At 48.6% G+C, this 24,244-nt stretch carries 27 protein-coding genes and 1 tRNA gene; 13 read left to right on the forward strand and 15 right to left on the reverse strand.

Going from position 1 to position 24,244, the window contains the following annotated elements:
* Positions 1–43: 43 nt before the first annotated feature.
* Positions 44–1,813 carry a Lon protease family protein gene (locus tag AB8809_RS09515; protein WP_349856270.1) on the reverse strand — a complete coding sequence of 590 codons (1,770 nt, stop codon included), beginning with the start codon at positions 1,811–1,813 and terminating at the stop codon, positions 44–46.
* A 176-nt stretch (positions 1,814–1,989) separates the two neighbouring features.
* Here AB8809_RS09515 and matP point away from each other — a divergent pair, with 176 nt between their 5' ends.
* The gene (gene matP, locus AB8809_RS09520) at positions 1,990–2,448 is read left to right on the forward strand and encodes a macrodomain Ter protein MatP (protein WP_180777826.1); all 459 of its coding nucleotides are present in this window, start codon (positions 1,990–1,992) and stop codon (positions 2,446–2,448) included.
* A 153-nt stretch (positions 2,449–2,601) separates the two neighbouring features.
* Here the strand turns inward: matP and ompA are convergent, their stop codons facing one another.
* Positions 2,602–3,687 (reverse strand): porin OmpA, encoded by a 1,086-nt coding sequence (gene ompA / locus AB8809_RS09525; RefSeq protein WP_182100048.1) that lies wholly within the window; start codon positions 3,685–3,687, stop codon positions 2,602–2,604.
* 362 nt (positions 3,688–4,049) lie between these two features.
* Positions 4,050–4,556, reverse strand: coding sequence for an SOS-induced cell division inhibitor SulA (gene sulA / locus AB8809_RS09530; RefSeq protein ID WP_181848703.1), 507 nt, complete (start codon positions 4,554–4,556; stop codon positions 4,050–4,052).
* A gap of 224 nt (positions 4,557–4,780) precedes the next feature.
* Between sulA and AB8809_RS09535 the strand changes: the two genes are divergently transcribed.
* Positions 4,781–5,401, forward strand: a complete 621-nt coding sequence (locus AB8809_RS09535) for a TfoX/Sxy family DNA transformation protein (RefSeq protein ID WP_349856111.1) — start codon at positions 4,781–4,783, stop codon at positions 5,399–5,401.
* 16 nt (positions 5,402–5,417) lie between these two features.
* On the opposite strand, the gene yccS is transcribed toward AB8809_RS09535, so the two are convergent.
* Both yccS and AB8809_RS09545 read right to left on the reverse strand, forming a co-directional pair.
* Positions 5,418–7,553, reverse strand: coding sequence for a YccS family putative transporter (gene yccS, locus AB8809_RS09540; RefSeq protein ID WP_349856110.1), 2,136 nt, complete (start codon positions 7,551–7,553; stop codon positions 5,418–5,420).
* A 20-nt stretch (positions 7,554–7,573) separates the two neighbouring features.
* Positions 7,574–8,020 (reverse strand): YccF domain-containing protein, encoded by a 447-nt coding sequence (locus tag AB8809_RS09545; RefSeq protein WP_181848705.1) that lies wholly within the window; start codon positions 8,018–8,020, stop codon positions 7,574–7,576.
* Positions 8,021–8,217: 197 nt separating this feature from the next.
* On the opposite strand from AB8809_RS09545, the gene helD reads away from it, so the two are divergent.
* On the forward strand, positions 8,218–10,275 hold the full coding sequence (gene helD / locus AB8809_RS09550) for a DNA helicase IV (RefSeq protein ID WP_349856109.1): 2,058 nt from the start codon (positions 8,218–8,220) through the stop codon (positions 10,273–10,275).
* 84 nt (positions 10,276–10,359) lie between these two features.
* Here helD and AB8809_RS09555 read toward each other — a convergent pair whose 3' ends face one another.
* Positions 10,360–10,818, reverse strand: a complete 459-nt coding sequence (locus tag AB8809_RS09555; RefSeq protein WP_015840749.1) for a methylglyoxal synthase — start codon at positions 10,816–10,818, stop codon at positions 10,360–10,362.
* A gap of 137 nt (positions 10,819–10,955) precedes the next feature.
* Entirely contained in the window at positions 10,956–11,480 is a 525-nt protein-coding gene (locus AB8809_RS09560) for a DUF2057 family protein (RefSeq protein WP_349856108.1), read from the reverse strand.
* Positions 11,481–11,673: 193 nt separating this feature from the next.
* Here AB8809_RS09560 and AB8809_RS09565 point away from each other — a divergent pair, with 193 nt between their 5' ends.
* Complete coding sequence (locus AB8809_RS09565) at positions 11,674–12,087, forward strand: CoA-binding protein (RefSeq protein ID WP_015840747.1); 414 nt, start codon at positions 11,674–11,676, stop codon at positions 12,085–12,087.
* Between the two features lie 97 nt (positions 12,088–12,184).
* Here the strand turns inward: AB8809_RS09565 and hspQ are convergent, their stop codons facing one another.
* Entirely contained in the window at positions 12,185–12,493 is a 309-nt protein-coding gene (gene hspQ / locus AB8809_RS09570; protein ID WP_015840746.1) for a heat shock protein HspQ, read from the reverse strand.
* A 223-nt stretch (positions 12,494–12,716) separates the two neighbouring features.
* Between hspQ and yccX the strand changes: the two genes are divergently transcribed.
* Complete coding sequence (gene yccX, locus AB8809_RS09575; protein ID WP_015840745.1) at positions 12,717–12,995, forward strand: acylphosphatase; 279 nt, start codon at positions 12,717–12,719, stop codon at positions 12,993–12,995.
* A gap of 12 nt (positions 12,996–13,007) precedes the next feature.
* On the opposite strand, the gene tusE is transcribed toward yccX, so the two are convergent.
* Both tusE and yccA read right to left on the reverse strand, forming a co-directional pair.
* On the reverse strand, positions 13,008–13,337 hold the full coding sequence (gene tusE / locus AB8809_RS09580) for a sulfurtransferase TusE (protein WP_015840744.1): 330 nt from the start codon (positions 13,335–13,337) through the stop codon (positions 13,008–13,010).
* A gap of 110 nt (positions 13,338–13,447) precedes the next feature.
* Complete coding sequence (yccA, locus tag AB8809_RS09585) at positions 13,448–14,107, reverse strand: FtsH protease modulator YccA (RefSeq protein ID WP_015840743.1); 660 nt, start codon at positions 14,105–14,107, stop codon at positions 13,448–13,450.
* Between the two features lie 287 nt (positions 14,108–14,394).
* On the opposite strand from yccA, the gene AB8809_RS09590 reads away from it, so the two are divergent.
* A tRNA-Ser gene (locus AB8809_RS09590) sits at positions 14,395–14,482 on the forward strand.
* Between the two features lie 370 nt (positions 14,483–14,852).
* Here AB8809_RS09590 and AB8809_RS09595 read toward each other — a convergent pair.
* Positions 14,853–15,035 carry a biofilm/acid-resistance regulator YmgB/AriR gene (locus AB8809_RS09595; RefSeq protein ID WP_228483929.1) on the reverse strand — a complete coding sequence of 61 codons (183 nt, stop codon included), beginning with the start codon at positions 15,033–15,035 and terminating at the stop codon, positions 14,853–14,855.
* 559 nt (positions 15,036–15,594) lie between these two features.
* Between AB8809_RS09595 and AB8809_RS09600 the strand changes: the two genes are divergently transcribed.
* From AB8809_RS09600 to AB8809_RS09615, 4 genes are all read left to right on the forward strand, one after another.
* A complete protein-coding gene (locus tag AB8809_RS09600) occupies positions 15,595–16,017 on the forward strand; it encodes an NUDIX hydrolase (RefSeq protein ID WP_015840741.1) in 423 nt (140 codons plus the stop codon).
* Between the two features lie 88 nt (positions 16,018–16,105).
* Entirely contained in the window at positions 16,106–16,630 is a 525-nt protein-coding gene (locus tag AB8809_RS09605; protein WP_180777841.1) for an isochorismatase family protein, read from the forward strand.
* 4 nt (positions 16,631–16,634) lie between these two features.
* Entirely contained in the window at positions 16,635–17,090 is a 456-nt protein-coding gene (locus tag AB8809_RS09610; RefSeq protein ID WP_015840739.1) for a GNAT family N-acetyltransferase, read from the forward strand.
* Positions 17,091–17,246: 156 nt separating this feature from the next.
* Positions 17,247–17,675: a universal stress protein gene (locus AB8809_RS09615; RefSeq protein ID WP_015840738.1), complete on the forward strand. Its 429-nt coding sequence runs from the start codon at positions 17,247–17,249 to the stop codon at positions 17,673–17,675.
* Positions 17,676–17,729: 54 nt separating this feature from the next.
* On the opposite strand, the gene AB8809_RS09620 is transcribed toward AB8809_RS09615, so the two are convergent.
* Entirely contained in the window at positions 17,730–18,236 is a 507-nt protein-coding gene (locus tag AB8809_RS09620) for a DUF523 domain-containing protein (RefSeq protein WP_181828863.1), read from the reverse strand.
* 83 nt (positions 18,237–18,319) lie between these two features.
* Positions 18,320–18,505, reverse strand: a complete 186-nt coding sequence (locus AB8809_RS09625; protein ID WP_349856107.1) for a GhoT/OrtT family toxin — start codon at positions 18,503–18,505, stop codon at positions 18,320–18,322.
* A gap of 154 nt (positions 18,506–18,659) precedes the next feature.
* Between AB8809_RS09625 and AB8809_RS09630 the strand changes: the two genes are divergently transcribed.
* From AB8809_RS09630 to AB8809_RS09640, 3 genes are all read left to right on the forward strand, one after another.
* A complete protein-coding gene (locus AB8809_RS09630) occupies positions 18,660–18,959 on the forward strand; it encodes a hypothetical protein (protein ID WP_349856106.1) in 300 nt (99 codons plus the stop codon).
* A 158-nt stretch (positions 18,960–19,117) separates the two neighbouring features.
* On the forward strand, positions 19,118–19,399 hold the full coding sequence (locus AB8809_RS09635) for a hypothetical protein (protein ID WP_205946699.1): 282 nt from the start codon (positions 19,118–19,120) through the stop codon (positions 19,397–19,399).
* 846 nt (positions 19,400–20,245) lie between these two features.
* On the forward strand, positions 20,246–21,910 hold the full coding sequence (locus AB8809_RS09640; RefSeq protein WP_349856105.1) for a methyl-accepting chemotaxis protein: 1,665 nt from the start codon (positions 20,246–20,248) through the stop codon (positions 21,908–21,910).
* A 110-nt stretch (positions 21,911–22,020) separates the two neighbouring features.
* On the opposite strand, the gene AB8809_RS09645 is transcribed toward AB8809_RS09640, so the two are convergent.
* Positions 22,021–23,544 (reverse strand): PepSY-associated TM helix domain-containing protein, encoded by a 1,524-nt coding sequence (locus AB8809_RS09645; protein ID WP_349856104.1) that lies wholly within the window; start codon positions 23,542–23,544, stop codon positions 22,021–22,023.
* Positions 23,545–23,645: 101 nt separating this feature from the next.
* On the reverse strand, positions 23,646–24,098 hold the full coding sequence (locus AB8809_RS09650) for a DUF2946 domain-containing protein (RefSeq protein ID WP_015840730.1): 453 nt from the start codon (positions 24,096–24,098) through the stop codon (positions 23,646–23,648).
* Between the last annotated feature and the right edge of the window lie 146 nt (positions 24,099–24,244).

Genomic DNA, 24,244 nt, shown 5'->3' on the forward strand with positions numbered 1-24,244 from the left:
TGTACGCTGGGCAAGTCTGTTGCGTCTGGTTGAACCAGTTGGTTTAACGGAAAAACCAAGGGAAGCGTCTACGCTCCTGCGGTGTAAGTTGTCCAATTCGCTCACGAATCGTGCTCAGCAGATTGGGCTGCTGTTCATCGTCATAAGCGAAATTAGTCAATAATGATAACGCTTCTGGCGCAGTTTCTACCGGGAACAAGTGGAATTTCCCTTCTCGTACGGCTTCAACGACATCGTCCTGTAAACAGAGATGGCGCAGGTTAGCCACAGGTAAAATCACGCCCTGCGTTCCCGTCAATCCGCGACGCTGGCAGACCTCAAAGAAACCTTCGATTTTCTCATTCACGCCACCAATTGGCTGTACGCGACCAAACTGATCGACGGAGCCGGTTACGGCGAACTGCTGATTGATTGGCCGTAAGGAGAGGGCGCTGACTAACGCACACAGCTCTGCCAAAGAGGCACTGTCACCGTCAACTTCACTGTATGATTGCTCGAAGACCATGGAAGCGGAGAAGGGAAGCTGTTGATCAAGCTCTAACTCCGTAATCAGGAACGCCTGCATGATCATCATGCCCTTGGCGTGTAAATTGCCCGCCAGTTCGGCTTTGCGCTCGACGTCGGTAAATTCACCGTCGCCAGCGTGAACGACGCAACTGATGCGTGCCGGCTCGCCAAAAGCAACAGGGTAGCCAGGGAATTCGAGTACGGACAGGCCGTTAACCTGACCGACGACTTCACCTTCCGTTTCGATCAGGATTTGACCTAATTCTATTTCATCCTGCATACGTTCACGAAGGTAGCCTTCACGCCATTGGCGAGCGGCAACGGCGTCAACCAGCGCCTGTTCCGTGATCTGGCCATCTCTGGCATACAGCGAGGCATATTTTAACTGGCTGGTTAACCACCGTGGGCACAGTGGTAAATTGCCCTGATCGCCGCTGTAGCGTACTGCGACATTGACTAAGGCTGGCCAGGCATCGGCATCCAGCAGCGGTAGTTGATTCTCGCTACATAATGCATTGATGTAGGCACACCAGCGCGCCATGTCATCCGTTTCAATCAACTGCAATTGCGCTTCAAATTCACCGTAAATGGCGTGCTCGCCTAATTCCGGCTCCATATCATGAATATCAGCCAGACTTTCTCGGTCGCCAAGAATAATCAAGCGGATATCAAGCGGCATCGGTGGAACGTCCACGGGCAGAGGCTTGCGCTCGTCTGGTGAGAGCCAACGATAGATTCCTTCTGCCATAATCTGCTTCAGACGCAGCCACATTAAAGGCTGAGCCAATAGCGCTCTGGCCGACAGGATCAGCGTACCGCCATTAACCTGATGAATCAGTCCTGGATGCAGAGTGATTTCGTCGTGAAAACTGCGCACGCAGCCGAAGAGTTGTTCAGGTTCGATCCATTCCTGATAGCCACCGGACTGCTGTGCGGCAAAATTATCTGCAGGCTGTGTGGCTGGCTCGACCTGGATATGACGACCCTCAATGATATATTTACTGCCATGTATCGCCCCGGAGTCTGGCCTGATTGCACTTAACGCACGGGCGATCAATGCCATATATTCATCGTTCTCTTGCGCTTTCAACAGCATAAAGCGAGAAGGAGAGCGAGGGTGGCAAAAGAGCGTCAGACTGTCTGCCAGACGCGACTGAATAGCGGAGAATTCAGCAGGAGCAAGCTGAGCTGCCTGAGTGAATAGCGTTTGATAAGGCGTATTATTGGGCAGTAAATGCTGCCATGAGAGTCGGTTACTGGTCAAAGTATCAATGTAATCGTCTAAAGGAAAAGCGTGATTATACAAGAATAATGACGAGTGCACATAAGGAGAGTCATCTCTCCGTCATCTTTAACATGTTGAAGCGGGACGGTGCTTGGCTGATTGTCTTAAAAGCCGCCAAAAAACCGCCAGAAAGCGGTCAAAATCAGGGAAAACTGTTATGCTGAAAGTAACGTTACGCGGTCACTGAAGAATTTAATATGAAATATCAACAACTAGAAAATCTTGAGTGCGGATGGAAATGGAAGTACCTGGTGAAAAAACACCGGGAGGGTGAAGAGATTACGCGCTTTCTGGAGCAGAGTGCTGCGGATGAGGCGGTACAGGCATTGCTTAAAATGGAAAACCAGCCAGTGAAAGTGCTGGAGTGGATTGCGCAATGTATGAACCCGACCTTAGAAAATCGGATGAAGCAGACGATCCGGGCACGGCGTAAACGTCATTTCAATGCAGAGCACCAACATACGCGCAAGAAATCAATCGATCTGGAATATTTGGTCTGGCAGCGCCTTGCGGCTCTGGCTCAGAGACGCGGAGTGACCTTGTCGGAAACGATTGTACAGTTAATTGAAGATGCCGAGCATAAAGAAAAATATGCCAGCCAGATGTCGTTGCTCAAGCAGGATCTTAAAGCCATTCTGAATAACGACGAGATGTGATAGGCCAGTTATCTTTATCTTGCCGATAAACAGGCATAAAAAAACGCAGGGAGCGTTTTTCAACGTTGCGCAGCAACGGCCAGCAGGGTGACGGACAAGTATGTTTGCCATAAAAAAAACCTCGCCGGAGCGAGGTTTTTTTTCGTTAATAACTTAAGCCTGAGGCTGAGTTACAACGTCTTTGATGCCTTTAACTTCGATCTCTACGCGACGATCCGGTGCCAGGCAGTCGATCAGCGCAGCACGAGGTTTCACGTTGTCACAGGTAGAACCGGTAACAGGTTGAGATTTGCCCAGGCCACGAGCAGAGACTTTGTTCGCAGGGATACCTTTAGAAACGAGGTAATCAACGACGCTCTGTGCACGTTTTTCAGACAGGCCTTGGTTGTATTGCTCTGAACCTAAACGGTCAGTGAAGCCCAGAACAACAACGGAACCATCTTTTGGATCCAGAGAGCTCAGCTGAGTGTACAGTTGATCCAGTGATTGCTGGCCTTCTGCTTTCAGCGTTGCTTTGTTGAAGTTGAACAGGACGTCAGATTTCAGCGTGAAACGCTTGGTTTCAACAACTGGAGCCGGAGCTGGAGTTGGCGCCGGAGCAACAACTGGAGCTACACGGTCATCCTGGCCGAAACGGTAAGACAGGCCAACGCTCATCAGCATGTTGTCTGGACGGGCACCAACGGTACCAGCATCACCAATGTTGCTTACCCACTGGTAGTCAACACGAGTAGCCCAGTTTTTGTCTATAGCGTATTCAACACCGATCGCAGCCAGCGGAGAAACGCCAGTGTCGTCGTTGTTGAGGTGGTTGCCGCTTCTGTCAGCGTGAGTGTCAACGCTCCATACCATACCACCCAGACGAGTATAAACGTCCAGATCTGGCAGCACTGGGTAGCTCAGTTTAGCAGCCAGTTGGATGCCCTGTGCTTTCAAGCTCGCGCTGTCTGCTGCGTTAGAAGTAGAACCTGCATACTTCATGCGGCCCAGCCAGTCGTAGCCCAGTTCAAAACCCAGGTACGGGTTGGCTTGATAACCAACAAATGCACCAGCGCCTAACTTGCTTTTGATTGGGTTGTTGTTGACACCGGTGTAACCATTTCCGTAGAAACCAGTATCGTGGAATTGAGACACACCCAGTTTACCACCGGTGTACCAGGTATTGTCTTTAGGAGCTGCTTGCGCGATAGTCGCGAAGCTAGCCAGTGCCACTGCAACTGCGATAGCTGTTTTTTTCATTTTACGCCTCATTATCATCCAAATCGGTAATTAACCTGATGGGCTAATAAACCTTTGGTTAAAATCCTTTGGTTGGAGACTTTGCCCTTATTTATGACTTACTGTCAGTCAACTGACGTTATAAAAGAGCAACTCCAGCGAGTTAAAGTCTACAACGTGATGAGAAAGTTACAAGTATGATGTGATTTGCGTCATAAGAAAACCGCACGATTCATACATACTTGCTAACAAATAGTAGATGCTTTTGACAGATCTTACGCCTTTTAGCTGTGCTAAATACACGTCAAAAGCCCGCAGAATACCGCTCTGCGGCGATCTGTACAGTAGATAACCAGATAGAGCTGAGAAAATTCTTAATTTACTTAATGATACAATGTCGAATGAATTTTAAGGCTGGGAAATAGTCTATAGGCGTCACCGCCAGTGCTTTCTGGTCGCATAATAAAGCCGTACGTATTTCCTGCCTGGGCTGCGTGCCGTAGCCGAACTTTCTCTTCTTCCGTTAATTCGTGCGGTAACCAGCACAACACCGCGCTGTAATTTCCTGTCAGCAATGCTCTCTCCATTGCATCAACCGTGAACAACGGATTGATGTGGTGGAGTTGTACCATTTTATCCAGCGGTAACCCAGATTGCTGTACCCAGGGGCGGCTCAATTTTTGCTGAGGAGAAAGCCATAGCAGCCAACGAGATTGCGTACCTAACTGCTGTAAAAGCGGTAATAGCAGGTGTGTGACTATGGGCTGATCGGCGTTGTACACGATTTCGCTGATAATTCCGCCCGCGCTGATCGAGGTTTCCGCAGTATGCTGATTTGCAGAAAACGATGACGACTGAACGTTGTGAGAGCTGATTGATTGCGTACGCATAATGAGTGCTACCCATAGTGTTACTGTATGGGTATACAGTATCTGCTGTGTGCGTGAAAATCAACCTGATTTTTTTGAAAGCGCTTCGCATATTCCTTATGCAAGAGACAGTAAACACATTTACTGTTTGAAGCCGCATCGGGGCTGTGCTTAATTATTTGTTCCTGCTACAGATATTTTTAATTGTTCAGGAAGAGATCATTTCAATACTAAGGATTATGGCAATGAAGCAATTATGCAAAAAAAGGATTTTGCAATCTCAGCATTCTTTTTCATCTTTGGGGGATATCACTTCACGTTCCCAATTTGGTGGCTACAGCATCGCAGCAAATAAAACGATTTTTGGACTGGTCTCGGAAGGGGAACTTTATCTGCGTGCCAGTAAGAAAGATGAAAGATATTTTCAGCAGCGCGATATGCCTCATCTGATTTATACCAAACGCGGAATGCCGTTACCGCTGAACTACTTCCTTGTCGATGAAGCATTATGGCAAGAACCGCAAACGCTATTATATTTTGCCCGACTGGCGTTGACCGGTGCGCAGCATGATCAGGCCCTCAAATGTACGAGCGGGCGTTTAAAAGATCTCCCGAATCTTAACCACGATATTGAACGACTACTGTGGAAAGCGGGGATAAGGAATGTGGATGAATTACAGCATTATGGCGCTAAAAATAGCTATCTCGAGTTGAGGAAGGTTCGCGCTAATCTGAGTGTTAACGTGCTGTTGGCGCTTGCTGGCGCCATCTGTGGCACGCATCAGGAGGCACTCCCTCGCGGTATCCGCAACGAACTGCTGGAGTGGTATAAAAATAATGCTGTCTCTAAAGGATCAAAGCACTAAGAAATACGCTTTATTCTCACTGTCTCATCATGTCATTTTTGAGCTGTACGAGTTCAGGAAGAAGGCCGAGCAGTAGACCGATTTGCTGAATAATCAATGATTCTTTACTGTCTGACTCAGGCGAAAGGGATTGAATGCTGGCGGTAATAGTTTTCAATCCCTGATTGATGCGTGAGCTTTCCTCTTCGCTACAGTGTAGCGCGTCATCAACATGACACACGGCATCATCCAGCAATTGCAGCGTTTCCGATGAGGTAATTTTCCCACGGTGCGCGCCGAGCGTTGATATATAGCTTAACAGCGTATGATTCAGGCACATGAAGCGAAATGCACTGTCCAGCTTATTTCTGGTCGCGTGAGGTTCTGAAGACATATTAGACACGACAGATGCCAGCTCTGCATCACAGTTATGCGCATCTCGGCGGGCAATGCGATAAGGCAGGCTATTATCTTTCCCCTGATGATATTGCACCATAATCGCATCAAGATAACGGCAGTTGGCGTCCAGAGTCTTATTGATAACGGTGGGCAGACCGCGAAAGCGCCAGTCCGGCCAGATAAAGCTCACCGCAGCCCACGCGATGGCGCACCCCAACAAGGTATCGATAATACGTGGCACCGCGACTTCAAAGCCCTCGCCCAATAGATTGAAACAGAGCAGGACAAGCAGCGTAATAAACATGGTTGCGTGCGCGTACTGCACGTTGCGAAAGGCGAAGAACAGTACGCCACTAATGACGATGAGCGTGAGCTGCCCTTCCAGCGATGGGACGAAATACAAAATGGGCAAGCCGAGTAAAATACCGGTCAATGTGCCAATAATCCTCAACGTCAGCCGTCGCCGGGTGGCGTTATAGTTTGGCTGGCAAACAAACAGGCTGGTCAGCAGGATCCAGTAACCGTGTTGCAAACCCGTTATCTGAATCAACGCGTAGCCGCTACAGAGGAGTACGGACATGCGGATAGCATGACGAAACAGCGCTGACTGGGGCGTCAGGTGGCGACTAATACGTAAGCGGATGTCGCTCCAACCCGTTATTTTGTCGTCTGCCAGCGTGTTTTCCGGGTTATTTTCTTGCTCGATGGCCTGTTCGGATTCGATAGTCGCTAACTGCGCGTCAATGGCGCGCAGATTATTTAATAAATATGTGAGCGCCTTAAGTTGTGCGGCATCTGCCATGTTGCTGGCCGCGATGCGCGTAATAGCGGACTCGATATGCACGAAAGCCCGTTCAAGGCGGCTGTCATGCTGATATTTTTGCTGTAGCAGAATGGATTGAGATAGTTGCTGACAGGCTTTGGCCTGCATGCTGAGCAGGCGTTGAAAGCGAAATAAGACGTCGCTATAGCGCAGTTTCTCGCGTAGTTGCGGATAGTAAACGTGTGATGAACTGGCCCGTTCGTGAATATCCTGAGCGACAAAATAGTAGTGCAGCGTTTGACGCGTCCCGCGCTGTCCGCGGTCGCCACGCAGACGCGTTAACAGCGAGGATTTGGTCTGGTTGAGGATCGCGACCAACTGGCTGTTTGCCATCGCGACGTCAATCAAGGGCTTGTCGGTTTCTTCTTCAATATCGGGATCGAATAGGTTGGCTTTTGCATCCAGATAGCGGGCCAACTGCTGATAACACTGTGCGAGGTTGTCCTGTAACGGGCGGATGGGGAATATCAGATGGCCGAACAGCGTAAGCAGGTTGTACCACGATGCCCCGATCAGCAGCATGATGGGCTGCTGATACCAGTTGTCGTAAAGAGAGATTCCCAGCATGGTGTAAATCGCAATCAGCAGTGCGCCGAAGGCGATAGTCGCATAGCGCTGCCCTAATGCGCCGAGCAGAATAAAGCCGCAGGTCGATATAGCTAGGCCAAACCCGAATAGCCAGGGATAGGGAAAAAGCAGTTCGATCGAGACGGAAGCGACAAAAAAGCAGGCCAGCGTAATGAACAGATTACGCAGACGTCCGGTGAGGCGATCGTCAAGGTCAGTGAGGGCGGCCGCAACGACGCCAAGCGTGACCGGAATGGTTGATGTTGGTTGACCTAGCCACCAGGGAACTGCCGCCGCACCGCTGAGCGCAATGAGGATACGAATGGTGTACAGCCAACTGCTGTTGTACACATAGCGACGAATTCCTGGGGCAAAGGTGAGCAACGTAATATCCTTAGATGCCGTTAGCGAAAGTGGCTGCGGGCATTGTTTTCCCGCGCAGCCTGTGCAAGTTCGACGGAAACCACGCGACGGCCAACTGGCCACAGCGCGATGGCAGCAATTTTAAAGTTAGCGATGCCAACAGGAATGCCGATGATGGTAATGCACTGCGCGATACCGGTAATGATGTGCGACAGGCAGAGCCACCAGCCAAAGAAAATGAACCAGAAGATATTCAGCAGAGAACCGCCTGCATTGAGAATCGTGCTCTTTTCATCCGGGCGTAGTTCATCAACATGGATGGCTTCATTGCCATAAGGGAAGAGCGACAGCTTGGTGATTTCCCAACATGAGCGTGTTAGCGGTAAGGTAAAAATCAGCAGCACGCTGACGACAGTCGCCAGAAGCCAGGCCAGTGTGGTGAAAAAACCACCTAATACGAAATTAAGGATATTCAACACAGTACGCATAGTCTCTCCTGTACTTGTAAGGTAACCCGATAAAGTAACCAAACTTGCTGATGGTAAAAGAATTATCACATTAAGCATCAGGATATCCTAACCTGTTTTTAAGGCTAGAGCGTGAAGTCCGATAACGGGTAAACTAGGAACAGATAAACGACAAAGTATGGACGAATAACCTCTCACATAGTCATGGCGCGAACATCATGGAACTGAAATCTACCTCGTTAGGTAAACATCTGGCCCAGCATCCTTACAATCGGGTGCGGTTACTGAATGCCGGTGTCGAAGTGAGTGGCGATAAACATCAATACCTGATTCCCTTTAATCAACTGCTGGGTATTCACTGTAAAAGAGGCCTGGTGTGGGGAGAGCTGGAATTTGAATTGCCTGCCGGGAAAGTGGTGCGCTTGCACGGCACTGAGTGGCAGGAAACACAGGCTTTTTACCGCCATCTGCTTAAATCCTGGCTTGACTGGAGCGAGGAGATGAGTCTGATTAGCGCGGAGGTTTTACAGCGCCAAACGGACAGCATTCAAACACTGACGCAGCAGGATAAATGGTTTAGCCGACAGGCGCTGTCAACGTTGCAGAAAGCCGTCCGCGATTCTCTGGAAGCGCTGCCTTTGCCTGTTCCCAGACTTGAAACCTTTGACAACTGCCGTGATAACTACCGGGACTGCTTGCGCTGGCTTGAACAGGGCGAAGAGATGCGCACTGCGGTGAATCAGAGATGGATGGATCGCACGTTAGCGGCAGAACAGCCTTTCTTTGAAACGGTGGAGAGTTCGCCATTAAACGTGTCGCAGAGTAAAGCCGTGATAAATGGCGAAGAGGGCGTACTGGTGCTGGCGGGTGCCGGTAGCGGGAAGACATCCGTGCTGGTGGCCCGCGCGGCGTGGTTAATGCATCGGCAAGAGGCTGCACCCGATCAGATTTTGCTACTGGCGTTTGGACGTAAAGCGGCAGAAGAGATGAACGAACGTATTCAAGAACGGCTCCACACGGATGAAATTCAGGCTAAGACGTTCCACGCCTTAGCATTGCACATCATTCAGCAGGCGAGTCGCAAGGCACCGATGATAAGCCAGTTGGAAAGTGATGCAAAACAACGTCGGGAACTGCTGATTTCTCACTGGCAGCAGCAGTGTGCCGAGAAAAAAACGCAGGCTAACGGGTGGCGGCATTGGTTAACAGAAGAGCTGGAATGGGAGATTCCTGAAGGCGATTTTTGGAATGACCCAAAGCTGGCGGGGCGGCTGGCCGGGCGACTGGAGCGCTGGCTAGGGTTGATGCGTATGCACGGCGGCAGCCAAAACGATATGGTTGAGCTGGCGCCAGAATCCATTCGGACAGAATTTCAGCAACGTGTTCGCCTGATGGCACCATTGTTGAAAGCCTGGAAAAAAGCGCTTAAGGATGAAAATGCGGTCGATTTCTCCGGCCTCATCCATCAGGCTGTCAATCTTCTGGATAAGGGGCGCTTTGTTAGCCCCTGGAAGCACATTCTGGTGGACGAATTTCAGGATATCTCGCCACAGCGTGCGAGCCTGCTGGCAGCACTGCGTCGTCAAAATAGCCGTACCTGTCTTTTTGCCGTAGGGGATGACTGGCAGGCGATTTACCGTTTTAGCGGTGCAGAGCTGACGTTGACGACAGCATTTGAACAGCATTTCGGTGTAGGTGAGCAGTGTGCTCTGGATACCACCTATCGTTTTAATGAACGCATTGGTGAAATCGCCAATACGTTCATACAGCAGAACCCGTATCAGTTGAAGAAACCGCTTAATAGCCTGAGTAAAGGAGATAAAAAAGCGGTGACTATCCTGCCTCAGGATCAGCTTGAGCCACTTTTGGATAAACTGAGCGGCTTTGTGAAAGCGGATGAGCGCATTCTCGTGCTTGCTCGCTACCATCATTTACGCCCTGCTATTTTGGATAAAGCCGCAACCAAATGGCCGAATTTGCACATTGATTTTATGACCGTACATGCCAGTAAAGGGCAGCAGGCGGAATACGTCATCATTGTGGGTATGCATGAAGGGAGAGACGGTTTCCCGGCGCCGGCTAGGGAATCCGTGATTGAGGCCGTGCTGTTACCTGAACCTGAAGATTTCCCCGATGCGGAAGAACGTCGCTTACTGTATGTGGCATTGACGAGAGCGAAACACCGCGTTTGGCTGCTACAGGATGCGGCGAATCCATCGGTGTTTATTGAACATCTTCATCGCCTAGGTGTGCCGACGCAGCGTAAGCCGGGATAATGAAAGCGAAAGCAGAGAAGAGAGAAGTAGGAGAGTAGACCAGCGACGGTGTGGCACGCCGCTGGTCCATGATGATGCGCGTGACTATTTCAGGCGGTCTTGCAGATAGCGTTGATAATCGGGGATGGCGATCTGTACGGGTTCTTTAAATAGCGCAGAATTGACCAGAAAATCCGCCGTTGCACGGTTGGTGGCCACGGGAATGTTCCAAACCGTAGCCAGCCTCAGCAGCGCCTTCACATCGGGATCGTGTGGTACGGCGTTAAGTGGATCCCAAAAGAAGATCATCAAATCGATTTTCCCTTCGGAGATCAGCGCGCCAACCTGCTGGTCGCCTCCCATTGGCCCGCTCAGCATGCTTTTTACGGGCAGCCCCGTATTCAACTGAATCAGGTTTCCGGTGGTTCCGGTGGCGTAAAGCGTGTGCTCTTTGAGCTGTTCTTTATTCGTACCAACCCAATCCAGCAAGGATTGTTTACAGTGGTCGTGTGCTACCAGCGCAATATGTTTTTGCGCGGCGATGGTACGGGTGGTGAACTCCATGGTTACGTCCTTCAATCTGGTGTAGTAAAGCTGACGCTAGGGTACAGACAGATTACGGAAACGCTGTTTCGGTGCAAAGCGATAAAAGCAGGAAAAGGCGAACGGGTATCAAAAATCTGATGCGACTGCGCGTAAAATCACCAGGTTACAGATTCATTCAGCGCGGCAGAAAAGCCAGCAACGGACGCGCCTTTCGCCGCTGCATTGTACTCCGACATTTTTCGTTCTATATCGAGCAGCTCATTGTCAGCAATAACAAGCGCATCGGTACGCACGGGGATAGCCTGATTTTTTTCATCAAGCAATTGATACTGAGGCTGAGCAGTGAAATTTTTTCGATCTTCAAGGGTATGCAGCGGCGGTAGTTTAAATGACACCGATGCCACTTTTACCGTATTAAAGGTCGCAATAAACGTAGAAGGAAAATAGGTCACTGGCGCACCGGTTTGGGCATCGACGGTGTCGACAACTTTGAACAAAATCTGGTGTTGCCCACTGCCAAGTTCGAGGCTATCGGCACCCTTTAGCAACGAGCCTGACATCTTTTGCCCGTCAACCATCAGGAGATCGATTTTCTGATCTAATTTCAACGTTGTTGCCGCAATTACTGAGGTACTGAACCCTGCAATAAAAAGGCAGACAGTGATGAAGCCGAATTTCATATTTTTCCCAAATAGCACGCAATCCGAGTATTGTTGAGGAATTGTCTGAATGTGTCAAAGGTTTCAATTTGAAACAGGCTGTTATGGCATTTTTCGTTCTATAAGATATAGACGGCGGGTCTTCAAGCCATTTTCTGCGATCCGTAAAATGTGCGATACACTGTAATAAATCACGCAAGAGAGGCTGAATAGCATGAATGACAGTGATATTGAATCTGTACTAAAAACGGTCAAAACCATTGCGCTCGTGGGGGCTAGCGATAAGTCGTCCCGCCCGAGTTATGGTGTGATGGCATATTTGCTAGAGCAGGGATACGACGTTATTCCCGTTAGCCCCAAACTGGCCGGACAAACGCTGCTGGGTCAAAAAGTGTATGCCAGTTTAGCGGATATCCCTAAACCGATTGATATGGTCGATGTCTTTCGCCAGCCTGAAGCGGCTTACGAGGTTGCCAAAGAAGCCATTGCCATTGGCGCTAGCGTTTTATGGCTACAGATCGGCGTCATTAATGAACAAGCGGCAATTTTGGCTCATGATGCCGGGTTGAAAGTGGTGATGGATCGTTGCCCGAAAATTGAAATCCCACGGCTGGGTCTGGATAAATAAGCGCTCAGGTAAAGAAGGCACAGACATTCGGCGATGCTGAGTATCACAACATCGCCAATGTTTGTTTTCGGCCGCCAATATTGAACGTAGGGAAAAATTAATGGCGCAGCTGTGGCGCACGGCGCTGAATGACCTCGGCTAGCTCGTTGAGTGAAGGGTGTTCGTGTTCCGACAGTTCTTCCTTCATCAACTGCGCTTCTGCCAGATAAGTATGTATAGGTTGGCCTTCGTCATCTTCCATCACAACGTGATACCACGGTTCGGAACGTGGCGTATCGTTGCCGCTAATCTCTTCCCAAGTGGGTGTTTCTAATGAGTATTCGGGATCGATATCGATAACGACCCCCGGAAACCCCAGTAGCTTATGACGAATCTGTTGTCCGATGCCAAATTTACAGATGATCATATAACCCCCTGGAAATAGATTACACTTTCTACTCGCTGCGGATTACGTGGAGGAGGACAACCGCATCCGACAACGCTTTTTAGCGTACAGCGTTTTTCAAGCGATGTGTTCGTCGATGAATCAGTGCCTGAACACATTATTAACAGTATGGTGTAAATTTTTAGAAGATACAGCCCTGCTAATGAAATGTTGTTTAGCCTCGTAGATTGGGAAGGAGGAGAAGATGGCAAAGATAGCGACTATCGCTTATGTCTATGGCCTGGTTCAGGGCGTTGGGTTTCGCTACAGCACGCAACATCAGGCCGTGCGACTCGGACTCAATGGGTATGCGCGCAATTGTGATGATGGCAGCGTGGAAGTGGTGGCAAACGGCGACGCTCAAGCGGTAGAAGCGTTAATTGAGTGGCTGAAACAAGGAGGCCCACGAAGCGCCAGAGTGGATAAGGTGCTTATTGAGCCACATGGCAAGACGGACTATGAAGGTTTTACGATCCGCTATTGAAACCGGGCAATGCTAGATGCATTTTACTGGTTTGGGCAAGCCGGCAATTTTAGTCGCCTGCTTTGCTGGCCCTTTGGGGAAAAGTTTGTACAGGTAGCGGCTATTCCCTTTCTCTTCGCCATACTTTTGCGCCATCGCTTTAACCAGCATGCGTATCGCGGGTGACGTATTGAACTCCTGATAAAAATTCCGCACAAACCGGACGACTTCCCAATGCGGTTCGGTCAGCATGATGCCTTCCTGCTCTGCTAACACGTGAGCCAATGCCTCACTCCACGCGTTGCTATCCATTAGGTAACCTTGCGCATCTGTTTCGATTGTTTGTCCTTCAAACTCCAACATCTTTTCTCCGCCTGCGATAGATCAGCCCGCAGTTTAACAAATATTTCTGTCTGTGCTGGAAATAAAAAAAGCCCCGGTTGGGGCTTTCTCGGTGTGGCAATAAATAAAACTTAGTCGTTACGCATGATGCCCAGAATGCTCAACAGGCTAACGAAGATATTGTAGATCGCGACATACAGGCTAACTGTTGCTCGGATGTAGTTGGTTTCGCCACCGTGGATGATGTTACTGGTTTCCCACAGGATGGCACCCGCAGAGAACAGAATAAACAGGGCACTGATCGCCAGATGCAAGGCCGGAATCTGCAAGAACAGATTGGCGATGACGGCGACAACCAGAACAACAAAACCTGCCATCATCATACCTGACAGGAAGGACATATCTTTACGTGTCGTTAATACGTAAGCTGAACAGCAGAAGAACACCAGTGCCGTGCCGCCCAGCGCCAGCATGACAATGTCGCCTGCGCCTGAGGAAATCAGCGAACTTAAAATCGGGCCTAGCGTATAACCCATAAATCCGGTCAGTGCGAACGCTGCCAGAATACCCGCAGGGCTGTTCGCCAGTTTGTGCGTCAGGAACATCAGGCCATAAAACCCAACCAGCATCAGAATTAATCCCGGAGCGGGCAGGTTAAGTACGGTACTTGCTGTTGCGGTAACGGCGGAAAAACCCAGCGTCAGCGACAGCAGGAAATAGGTGTTGCGCAGCACTTTGTGCGTGCTGAGTAGCGAGCTTTCACGGGTAGAAGAAACAACAATACGATCCATATCAGCGACTCTCTCTTCAGGGTGCTATTATCCAATGTCAAAGAGTAAATAGTTGCAGGACGTTATTAAAGGTGGTTTACCCTTCTTTACGCTGCAAATTATTCATCCTTAGGTCTTCGCTCGTGTTTTGTTCTGCAATTTGTCGGGTGCTGGAGATAAATTGCGCTATTTCATCTGCCGCATGGCGGTTTTGCGTTCAAATGCGCTACGTTAGATTATTTTTCAGGCAATTGAGCGCTGTGATGCTTTACAAGCTCTCATTCACTGTTTATAGTTCGCGTCATTGCGGAGGAGTGGCCGAGTGGTTGAAGGCACCGGTCTTGAAAACCGGCGACGCGAAAGTGTTCTAGAGTTCGAATCTCTACTCCTCCGCCAAAAAATTCAACGGGTTAGCTTAGGCTAGCCCGTTTTCGTTTCTGCTATCTAACCAATCGTATTTTTATCTCATACTGCTGATGTGAGTGTTGTTCATAATGACGTTCGTGTTGAGCAGGTGTGGACGTGTAGCGACGCTGCGGTACGAATTTTTTCCCTTACATCATTCATTCAGAAATGAATATTAACGATTGGTAAAATAAGCAGGTCTCGCGCTATTCGGTATTAATAAATTGATAGTCGCGGGTCAGGAATAATAACAACATAAACACTTGTGTTATTTATCGCTGACTGTGCGCATTAAATAAAATTCTGTCCAATAACGTATAAACGCTACTGGAAAACGAGAGAATAGTGTTTTCAACGGGCATTAAATCAGGAAGTCGTCCTGAGTTTTATAAACAATCAGTTCCAGCAATGCTCGATATTTCTCCTGAAAAGCGGCATTAGCCTCTGTTTCAATCTTGTGAATTAATTTAGCGATGATGGCCTTGTTACTGACGGAATGGCCGGACTGAATGATTTCTTCCACAATGTTGCCGAGTATTTCCATGTCGTTGACCTGAGAGTCAAGGCCGAGAGTGTCAGATATCGGGAGCTCATTTGGGGGTACCTCTGAATGCATTGTTTTTCCTCCCTTACCTTGTGCGTTTTCTGACGTGATTAATGCACGTCTTGCCAGACAGCACGCATTCGCTGTCCGCCAGACATGAAGAAATGGTTAGTTAACTTTAGTCGATCGTACGCATAAAACCAGTCGGTAAGATAAATAAACACAGCGTGATTCGGCGACGTACCGGAATGCGAAAGGATGACGCCGATCAATGGTCAGGCTGATAAATATGAATTTATCGTTCTCCACCAATATTATGTCTGGAATAGTTATGTGAGACGCATGACTTCAATAAGTTAAACACAAAGAAATGAAAGGAGGCAGAGAAAAACATTCACTGAACATAAAAACTATTAATGCATTTTGATTAAGTTCTAACAGATTTTTATCTGTAAAAAAAGATGACATATTTCTGTGCTACATGTCGCTTATCAATAAATGTCTTTTTATCAAAAGAGTGCTGTAGTTTAGAGAGTTGTAGTTTACCTGGAGCGTTGACATGCAAAAGATCAGAGCGAAAGCAGTTTGTCTTTTCCGAAACCATGGAAAGATTCTGTTAGCAGAAGGGTATGACCCTATAAAAGATGAGCATTACGTGTTGCCGCTCGGTGGTGGCGTCGATTTTGGCGAATTGTCGCAGGCGGCAGCGGAGAGGGAAGTCCAGGAGGAAATTAGTGCAGCGACCAAGGATTTCTCACTGTTAGGCGTTTCAGAGAATATTTTTTCCTACAATGGCAAACCTGGGCATGAGATTGTCTTTGTTTATGAGGCGCGCTTTCAGGACGAGTCACTTTACCAGCAGGAAATTATCCATGGTATCGAGACAAATGGTGTTCCGATTGTTACCCGCTGGTTTGATATTGATCGGCTGCGGTCAGGGGAAATCAAGTTTTATCCTCATGGTATAGTGGACATGATCTAGTCACAGTCAGTCTGGTTGGAGTGAGACAAGCCGTTGCTTCCCTGAGGATCATGACTGCCGATGTTAAGTGCCAAAATAAGGAAAAAAGATGCGGGTTTTGATAGTGATTGATATGCAGAATGCGGTGTTTGCAACACCAAGAGCACGACAGGCACAGACGGTCGCATTGATAAATCAGCTTTCAGGCGCAGCAGATCGGACGATTTTCATTCAGCATGAAGAAGACGGCATGTTGTCAGGCAGCGAGGGGTGGCAGTTATTGCCTGAGCTGAACCAGCCAGAGGGTTGTTTATCTATTACCAAAACGGCGTGCGATGCGTTTTACCGTACGCCGTTAGCCGATGTATTGGCAGAGTTGGGCGTTAGCCACCTGACGATTTGCGGATGCGCGACGGATTATTGTGTTGATGCCACCATTAAGAATGCGGCCAGCCGAGGCTATGCGTTGACGATCGCCGCCGATGCACACACGACGGCTAATCGCGGTGAACTGAAAGCAGAACAATTAATCACGCATTACAACGAGGTGTGGCGGAATTTTATTATTCCAGGCAACACGATTACGGTAGAAACAACGGGGCACATCGTTGCCTCATGGAAGATGAGTTGCTAGCCCTATGTTGAATATTATTTCTGTCAGAAAGAGCCCTGAATACAAAGAAAGGGCGATTCATTATTTCCAACGCCACTGGGCATCTGACGAGACGTTGATGCTTTACGAAGACTGTATCAACCACTGTATTGGTGCAGAAAACCCATTGCCTGATTGGTATTTGCTGGAAAAGGATGGGCATATTATTGGTGGTGCCGGGTTAATTACCAATGATTTCATCAGCCGTATGGATCTTTATCCCTGGCTATGCGCGCTTTATGTTGAAGAGAATCATCGTAGCAATGGGTATGCGGGGCAATTGATTGAACACCTTGCTCAGGAAACCCGTTGCGCTGGTTTTTCTACGCTGCATTTATGCACAGAGCTGCTCGGCTTTTATGAACGCTATGGTTTCCACTTTACCGGAATGGGCTATCACCCTTGGGGGGAATCTTCACGTATCTATTCACGACCGCTTTAAAGAAAAGTTGGCGGTGAGCTAACGGGCACTTGGCAGGTTAAAAATAGCGGGCAACATGTGTAAAAGTGAACGGGATCATATTCTGCTGACGACGAGCAGACTACGCTTCTTACATACTGACAGGTAATCAGTTATCCATGCAGAGGAGAGGTGATTATGTACACGAGCATCCTAGTGCCAGTAGATATAGAAGAAGATGAACTCACCCAACACGCGATTACGCATGCAGTTAGGTTGGCTAAAATGTCAGGCGCCGCAATACACCTTTTCCATTCCCTCCCGGATGCATCGGCGTTCTTATCTGCGTATTCTTTTGGCATAAAAGAGTTTGAGAATGAGGCGGTGGTGAAAGCAAATGACAAGCTCAAATCGCTGATGAAAACGATCGATCTGCCGGCGTCGCGGTTGTCATGCAGCGTCAGTTTTGGTTCGGCCAGAGACGAGGTGCTGGCGCTGGCGGAGGAGATGAATGCGGATTTGATCGTCATCGGTTCGCGGCGGCCAGATGTGAAAACCTACCTGCTTGGCTCAAATGCCGCAGCCATCGTTCGCCATGCGAAAATGTCCGTATTAGTTGTCCGTTAGTTTTGCATAACGCAACTGCCGCATTAGGGTTTGTCCGATGGGGCAGTTGCGCTGCTACGCATCAGAATGACGATCGAAGTATTCAACACGTTCAATTAACTGTTCGATCTCACGATCGGAAAACACGTCGATACCGTGGCGACGCAGCAGCTCTGCGGTAACGCCACTTCCTGCTGTTTGTGAACCATCAAACCGCCCACTATATATAATGCGACTGCCGCAAGATGGGCTCCCTTCCGTGAGGAGCGCGAAGCGGCAGTTATGCTGTTGCGCCATTTGCAGCGCTAGCCAGGCACCCAGAATATAACGTTCGGTCACATCGGCACCGGTTGCTTCGACAACCTTAGCGCCTGCCGTGATGACAGAATTGCCGCCAGTAGCCGGGATGATTTCCGCTGAAGGTCTGGGCGTTGAGAAACCTGCCGCCAGTTCCGGGCAAAACGTAATGAGTCTCTCCTGTTGGCGCCACTGGGCAAGATAGCCGCCAACCGATTTCTTTTCGGTGCCGTTATAGCGGACGGGAAAGCCGGACAGACAGGCACTGATCAGAATGTTACTCATTGTGGGCATTCTCTCTTAAAAGGCGCGAATAGGCGCTGCTGCGTTGATTCACCATGCCGGTTATCTGGAAGAGAAGCAGCGCTTCAAAAAATGGAGAACAACAGGACAACTGGAAAGCTCAGCGGCCAGGTTAGCCCGACAATTAACGACGCGAAGAATCGGATGAACAGGGATTTATCTTTACTTAACAAGAAAGTAACGATCAGGGCGATGACAAAACCGATCGTGTAGGTAAGCTTAATAAGTTCCCATAGGGAGTGATGTGGCACGTTTGTTTCCTTTTATCCTCGGAGCGCCTGCATTTTATGTTGTTAATATTTCATGATCAATTTTTTAACCCATAGTGGGTAGCCGTGAGACCGTGTTCTGCGGTGCGAATTTTGTACTACAGTGATTATCTTCTGATTAAAATAAGGCCCTCGTATGAAAACGACGCTGTCTGTTGCGATGGTGTGTGCTGTGGCTCTGCTTTCTTTTTCTACACCCAGTATGGCGAAAAATACCCGAATTTCTGATGAGCAGATCAAAGAACGGCTCATTCAGGAATCAATTTCTTCTTATTCTGGTAATTGTCCTTGTCCTTATAATTCAGCGCGTAATGGTAGCAAGTGTGGCAAGCGTAGCGCATGGAGTCGGGCAGGGGGATATGCCCCGATCTGTTACAAAGACGAAGTGACCCAGAAAATGATTGATGACTGGAGAATGAAAAATGGGAATACATAACATTCGGCAGGGAAATAAAAATAGCGAAATAATAATCTCTTTGCTAATAAATTAATTACGCTATTTTTGTGACAGAAATATTAAATTTTTATTTCAGTATGGACATTGCCGGCTGGCTGTCATAGCTTACTATTTTACCCCATGAGAAAGGTAATGAAATGAGTGAGATATCTAGCCTGTCCCTGAAGATTTCCTCAGAGCTGAAAGAAAAAATCAAAGCGGCTGCCCTGGAAAATGAAGTCTCTATCAGTGCAGAGGTCAGCGCTCGGTTACTGAAGAGCTTTGATGAAAGCCACCATGCCTCTGAATTGTCTCCTGAGCTGGTGGACAGTCAGGGTACAGAAGAAGTTGGTGCGGAAGTGCCGTTAACGCAGAAAGAGCTAAAGAAAATCCGGGAATTACTGAAAGGTAAATCTAAAGCGGCTTCCAAGAAAAAGTAATGCGGTTCTGAATCTCTGATTGATTCAAAAAATATATAACAAAATTAAATCACCCAGGCGCATTGATGAAAATGCATCTGGGTGAATATTTTTCGATCAATCCACACTGCTCGTGTCGAACGAGAAAATGGCTGGAAGTGTCCAGTCCCATGTCCATTCACCTAACTCTTCATATTCCTACTTCGCATTCGTGACATAATATAAACGCAGAAGGTATTTATTTAAAAATATAACAAATTGTTATTATTTATTTTTGATTTTATTGTTACATCCTGAATACCATATTCATTTCATCTGGAAATATATATCTTATAAATAGATAGATTGTAAAAAAATGATCGATTAAATAGATATTAGTGCCATAAGTTAGAAAATATAAAGATTATCTACAAAAAGCCGATACTGCCTTCGGCGTCAGGAAAAGTTGTTCTGGTGTGTATTCGTTCCTTGCCGCTGCTATTAGACCATAATTTTAGTGACGGTAATTCTCCTGGATTCTGTGAGTCATAGGAACGTAAAAAGTCAGGTTATGGTACGGAGAAATGCGGTGAAAGATGAGGTGTAAAGGATGACGTTTTTTCTACTGCCAGCATGTGCAGAAGTCTGCTATCGCGCGCCGTATCTGGTTAGACCAATTCGACCGTACCGCCATGAATATGGTTTGATGCGCATGTCTACCTACATATTGTTCATGTTTCTCACCAGGGCATATAAATTATCTGTCCAGAAATGTGTATTTTTTGTTATGAAAAAGAGTATTGGAGCTATCTGTATTTATTGAATAAATATTAATTTTTCAATTATATATTTTTATACAGATAGAAAAAATTAATTAAGGAGATGTTAATGAGTTTATCCAACTGGCGTATAGGGTATCGATTAGGGGCGGGGTTCTCTTTTCTGGTATTAATGCTTTTGGTAATTGGCAGCGTTGCCATTTCAAAATTAAGTGACTTTCACGAAAAAATGGATGAGATTGTTTCGCAAAATTATCCATTGACCGTCAAAAGTAATAAGCTGATTGATGAATTGAATGGTTACCTCAATAATCAGCAACTGTTGTTATTACTTAAATCAGAAAGTGAAATCAATAAACAGTTGGCGCTGAACAAAGAGCGTTCAGGGAAAATATCTGAACTCATGGAGTATCTGAACCAGTCCGTCAGTGACGATAAATCGGTTGCGGTACTGCGTGATATTGGTGATATCCGCCGCGATTTCCTTGGTTCAGCGAACAAACTCTCGTCATTGATCTCGGCAGGGAACACCGAAGCCGCATCTGAAGAATACTTCAACGTAACGCGTGTGACACAGGCAAAATACACCAGCAAGGTCAACGAATTCATCGGGATACAGGATGACAAGATGGCATCCGCTGCGCAAGCGGTGGGGGAAAGCTATAAAAATGCGCTGATGGTTCTCGCCACGATTATTCTCATCAGTGCGCTGGCTGGGTTGATTATTGCTTCACTGATTACCCGCAGCGTGACCCTGCCGCTACAGGAAGCGCTGGGCGTTGCTGAAAATGTCGCGAAAGGCGATCTGACCTCTGAGATTTATACCGATCGTAAAGATGAAACCGGCCAGCTGTTATCTGCCTTGAACAATATGAACAGCAGTCTACGGCAGATTGTTAGCCAGGTGCGCGATGGCGCAGAAACGATCTCCAGCGCCGCATCGCAAATTGCAGCAGGGAATCAGGATTTATCGGCCAGAACGGAAGAACAGGCAAGTTCGCTGGAAGAGACTGCGTCATCGATGGAGCAACTGACGTCAACGATCAGAAATACCGCTGATAATACGACGCAGGCAACAGATCTGGCGGCCAGCGCGTCTGAAACGGTGAAGAAAAGCGGCGCCATGATGGAAACGGTCACGCAGGAAATGCGTGGTATCCGTGATTCTTCACAGCGTATGGCAGAAATTATCGGCGTGATCGATGGTATTGCCTTCCAGACCAACATTCTGGCGCTGAATGCGGCCGTTGAAGCGGCACGTGCCGGTGAACAGGGGAGAGGGTTCGCCGTTGTTGCCAGTGAAGTACGTGCGCTGGCTCAGCGAAGCGCTACGGCGGCAAAAGAAATCAAAGAGCTTATCGATGATTCATTCAAGAAAGTGCAGGACGGCATGGGGCTGGTAGAAGAAACGGGTGTCACGATGAATTCACTGGTGACGAATGTGCAGGGCGTAACAGGAATTATCAGCGAAATTGCGCAGGCCAGCCGTGAACAAAGCGATGGAATCAACCAGATCAACTTGGCCGTAGGGCAGATCGATACGACAACCCAGCAAAATGCCGCGTTGGTTGAAGAATCCGCTGCCGCCGCGCTCTCTTTACAGGATCAGGCAAATAGCCTCGCGCGTACGGTCAGCGTATTTAACCTTGGTGCATCTTATAAAAGCGCGGCATTGAGTAGAAAAGTGGAAACGCCTGCGCTGTCAGCCCCTAAAAATAACCGTGCAGAAAAAACCGCGGCTAAAGGTGAGTTAGCGGACTGGACGACGTTCTAACATCCGCCATTAAGCTGTATTGCTGATTAACCGCCATTGTGTTGCACAAATTGTGTCACACAGTGGCGGTTTTTTTATGTCTGGATCTAACGATGATGGCAGTCTGGCAATCAGCTTTTGGCGATAGCCTGCTTGGGGTTGCCCATATACCACCGAACTGTATCAATCAGCAGGAAGATGAGCAGGCTGATCCCCATGACGGGTAAACTGACTGCCAGTAGCAGCGTGATAAGCGCAATAAGCACACGCTGAAAGACGGGAACCGCTAACCATGCTGCCGTCAGCGTGTTGACCGGATTCACGCTATGACGAGATTTTGGACGACGTATCCACCACATCCGATAGCCCCAGACGATCATTGCACAGAGCCCAAGTCCAAATGCCGCGAGGATGAGCTGATTTGGCAAACCGAATAGCACGCCCATGTGCGCATCCACGCCCCAACGCGTGAGTTTGGCGGCCAGCGGGAAGGTGTTGAAATCGGTTTTGTCCACAACATCCAGCGTATCAGGGTTAATTGATACGGCATCAACCTGCGTTGGCCAGGCGCGGTCGATCTCACTGACTGTCCAGGCGCGGTGCGGCTGAGTGGCGGGGCGGATTTCGATTTTATTGGCATCAATCCCTGCATGACGTGCGGCAGCCAGTACCTCATCAAATAATGTAGGTGAAGAGGCGTCGACATCCCCCATTGGCATTGACGCATGATGTTCCGCGTGCTCATCCGTAGCCATCGCCATATCGTGACCGTGCATCATGTCGTGATGAGACATCGGTGCGGGCAATTGGGTTTTGACTGATGGGGTCTGCCATCCTAATGCGGTACGCGCGACAGAAATGTTGCTGCCTGCCCACTGTGACCAGGTTAGCCCCGTCGCGGAGAAAAAGAGCAAACCAAGCACAAGGCTTAGCCCCACCGTGGCATGCCAGTGGCGCAGTCGCTGCGTCTTTGCCGCCGTCGTCTGGCTATTTTTCAATTTCCGTCGTTTGGCCGCTGACGAGACATGTCGGGTTGACCACCAGATGACAATGCCGCCTAGTGCCGCGACCCACAGCCAGGATGCCGCCAGCTCGCTGTAATTACGCCCGATATCACCTAGCAGCAGCCCGCGGTGCAGGTAATCAAGCCAGGTACGGAATGGCAGAATGCCGCTGGTGCCGTAAACAATCTCACTACCGCGATTTTCCAGCGAAACCGGATCGATGAAAACGGCGCGGCTTTCCGATGGCCCCAATTCCGGCAAGGCAAACATGACGCGGGTGGTTTCTCCGGCTACCGGTGCAGGGCGGATCGCAAGCAGTTTTGCATCCTGACGGTGAGCGAGCCCCGCCTGTGCCGCATGGATTTGCTCAGACAGGGAATGTGGCGTGCCCTGACTCTCGGTAAAAAGCTGGTGTGAATACAGTCGATTTTCAATCTGCGGCGTCAGGACATACAGCGTACCCGTCAGGGCTGCGACGAAAATAAAAGGGCCGACAAAAATACCAATATAGAAATGCAGACGGATGAAGAGAGCGACGATCGCAGCACGTGGCGATACGTTGTCTACCGCGTGTTGATCCGGCGCGGTTTCTCCGGCTGAGCGCGTGCCGGAGGCGGCAGCAGTAGCTGATGCCTGATTAGGGTGTGACATAAAACCCTCTGAAATCATTTAACAAAAAAATGATCAAACGCCATACCTGAAAGGGTATAGCGCGATGCGTTATAAATGCACATGGCATGATGATGCACGATTCAGAAAGGTGGGGCGCGCACTACTGGGGAAGCGTAACGTTCGGGAAGGACAATGCGGGAGATAAAATGAATAACCAGCGCTTCAGATAAAGAAGCGGTCAGTATCGGATTGAGTGAACCTGTTGCGAACAGCGCTGGCGTATACGAAAAGAGTACGCAGTAACCACAAGCGGCATGATCCATCATCATCGACGGTGATGAGGGAGAATGGTGTGATGGGGTCGTGTGGTGCCCGGACATTGCGTGTCCGGTATGCTGTTGTTCCGCTAGATTGCCGTTGTGGCTGGCGTGCGCTGTTGCGCTATTTTCATTGTGCCCGTGTTCATGAAAGTTATGCTCACGCTCGTAAAGCACCCGTGTTTGTGAAATCACTGGTGCAACGAAGATGGTCAAAATAGCGAAGATGCCGACCCAGGCTGGGAAACTTCGCCGTCGAAGCGCGGACAAAAGCATAGCAGTCTTAATTCAACAATACCGGGTTCAGTCGAGGAGTGTACTTTACTTGCCCCTGCATTGTTACACAAATGTTTATACCCGCCATACTTCAAACGGTATGTGAATCAATGTCACTGTTCGTCAGATCTTTTATCGCTGGGCAA

Source organism: Pectobacterium aroidearum (assembly GCF_041228105.1).
Classification (GTDB): domain Bacteria; phylum Pseudomonadota; class Gammaproteobacteria; order Enterobacterales; family Enterobacteriaceae; genus Pectobacterium; species Pectobacterium aroidearum.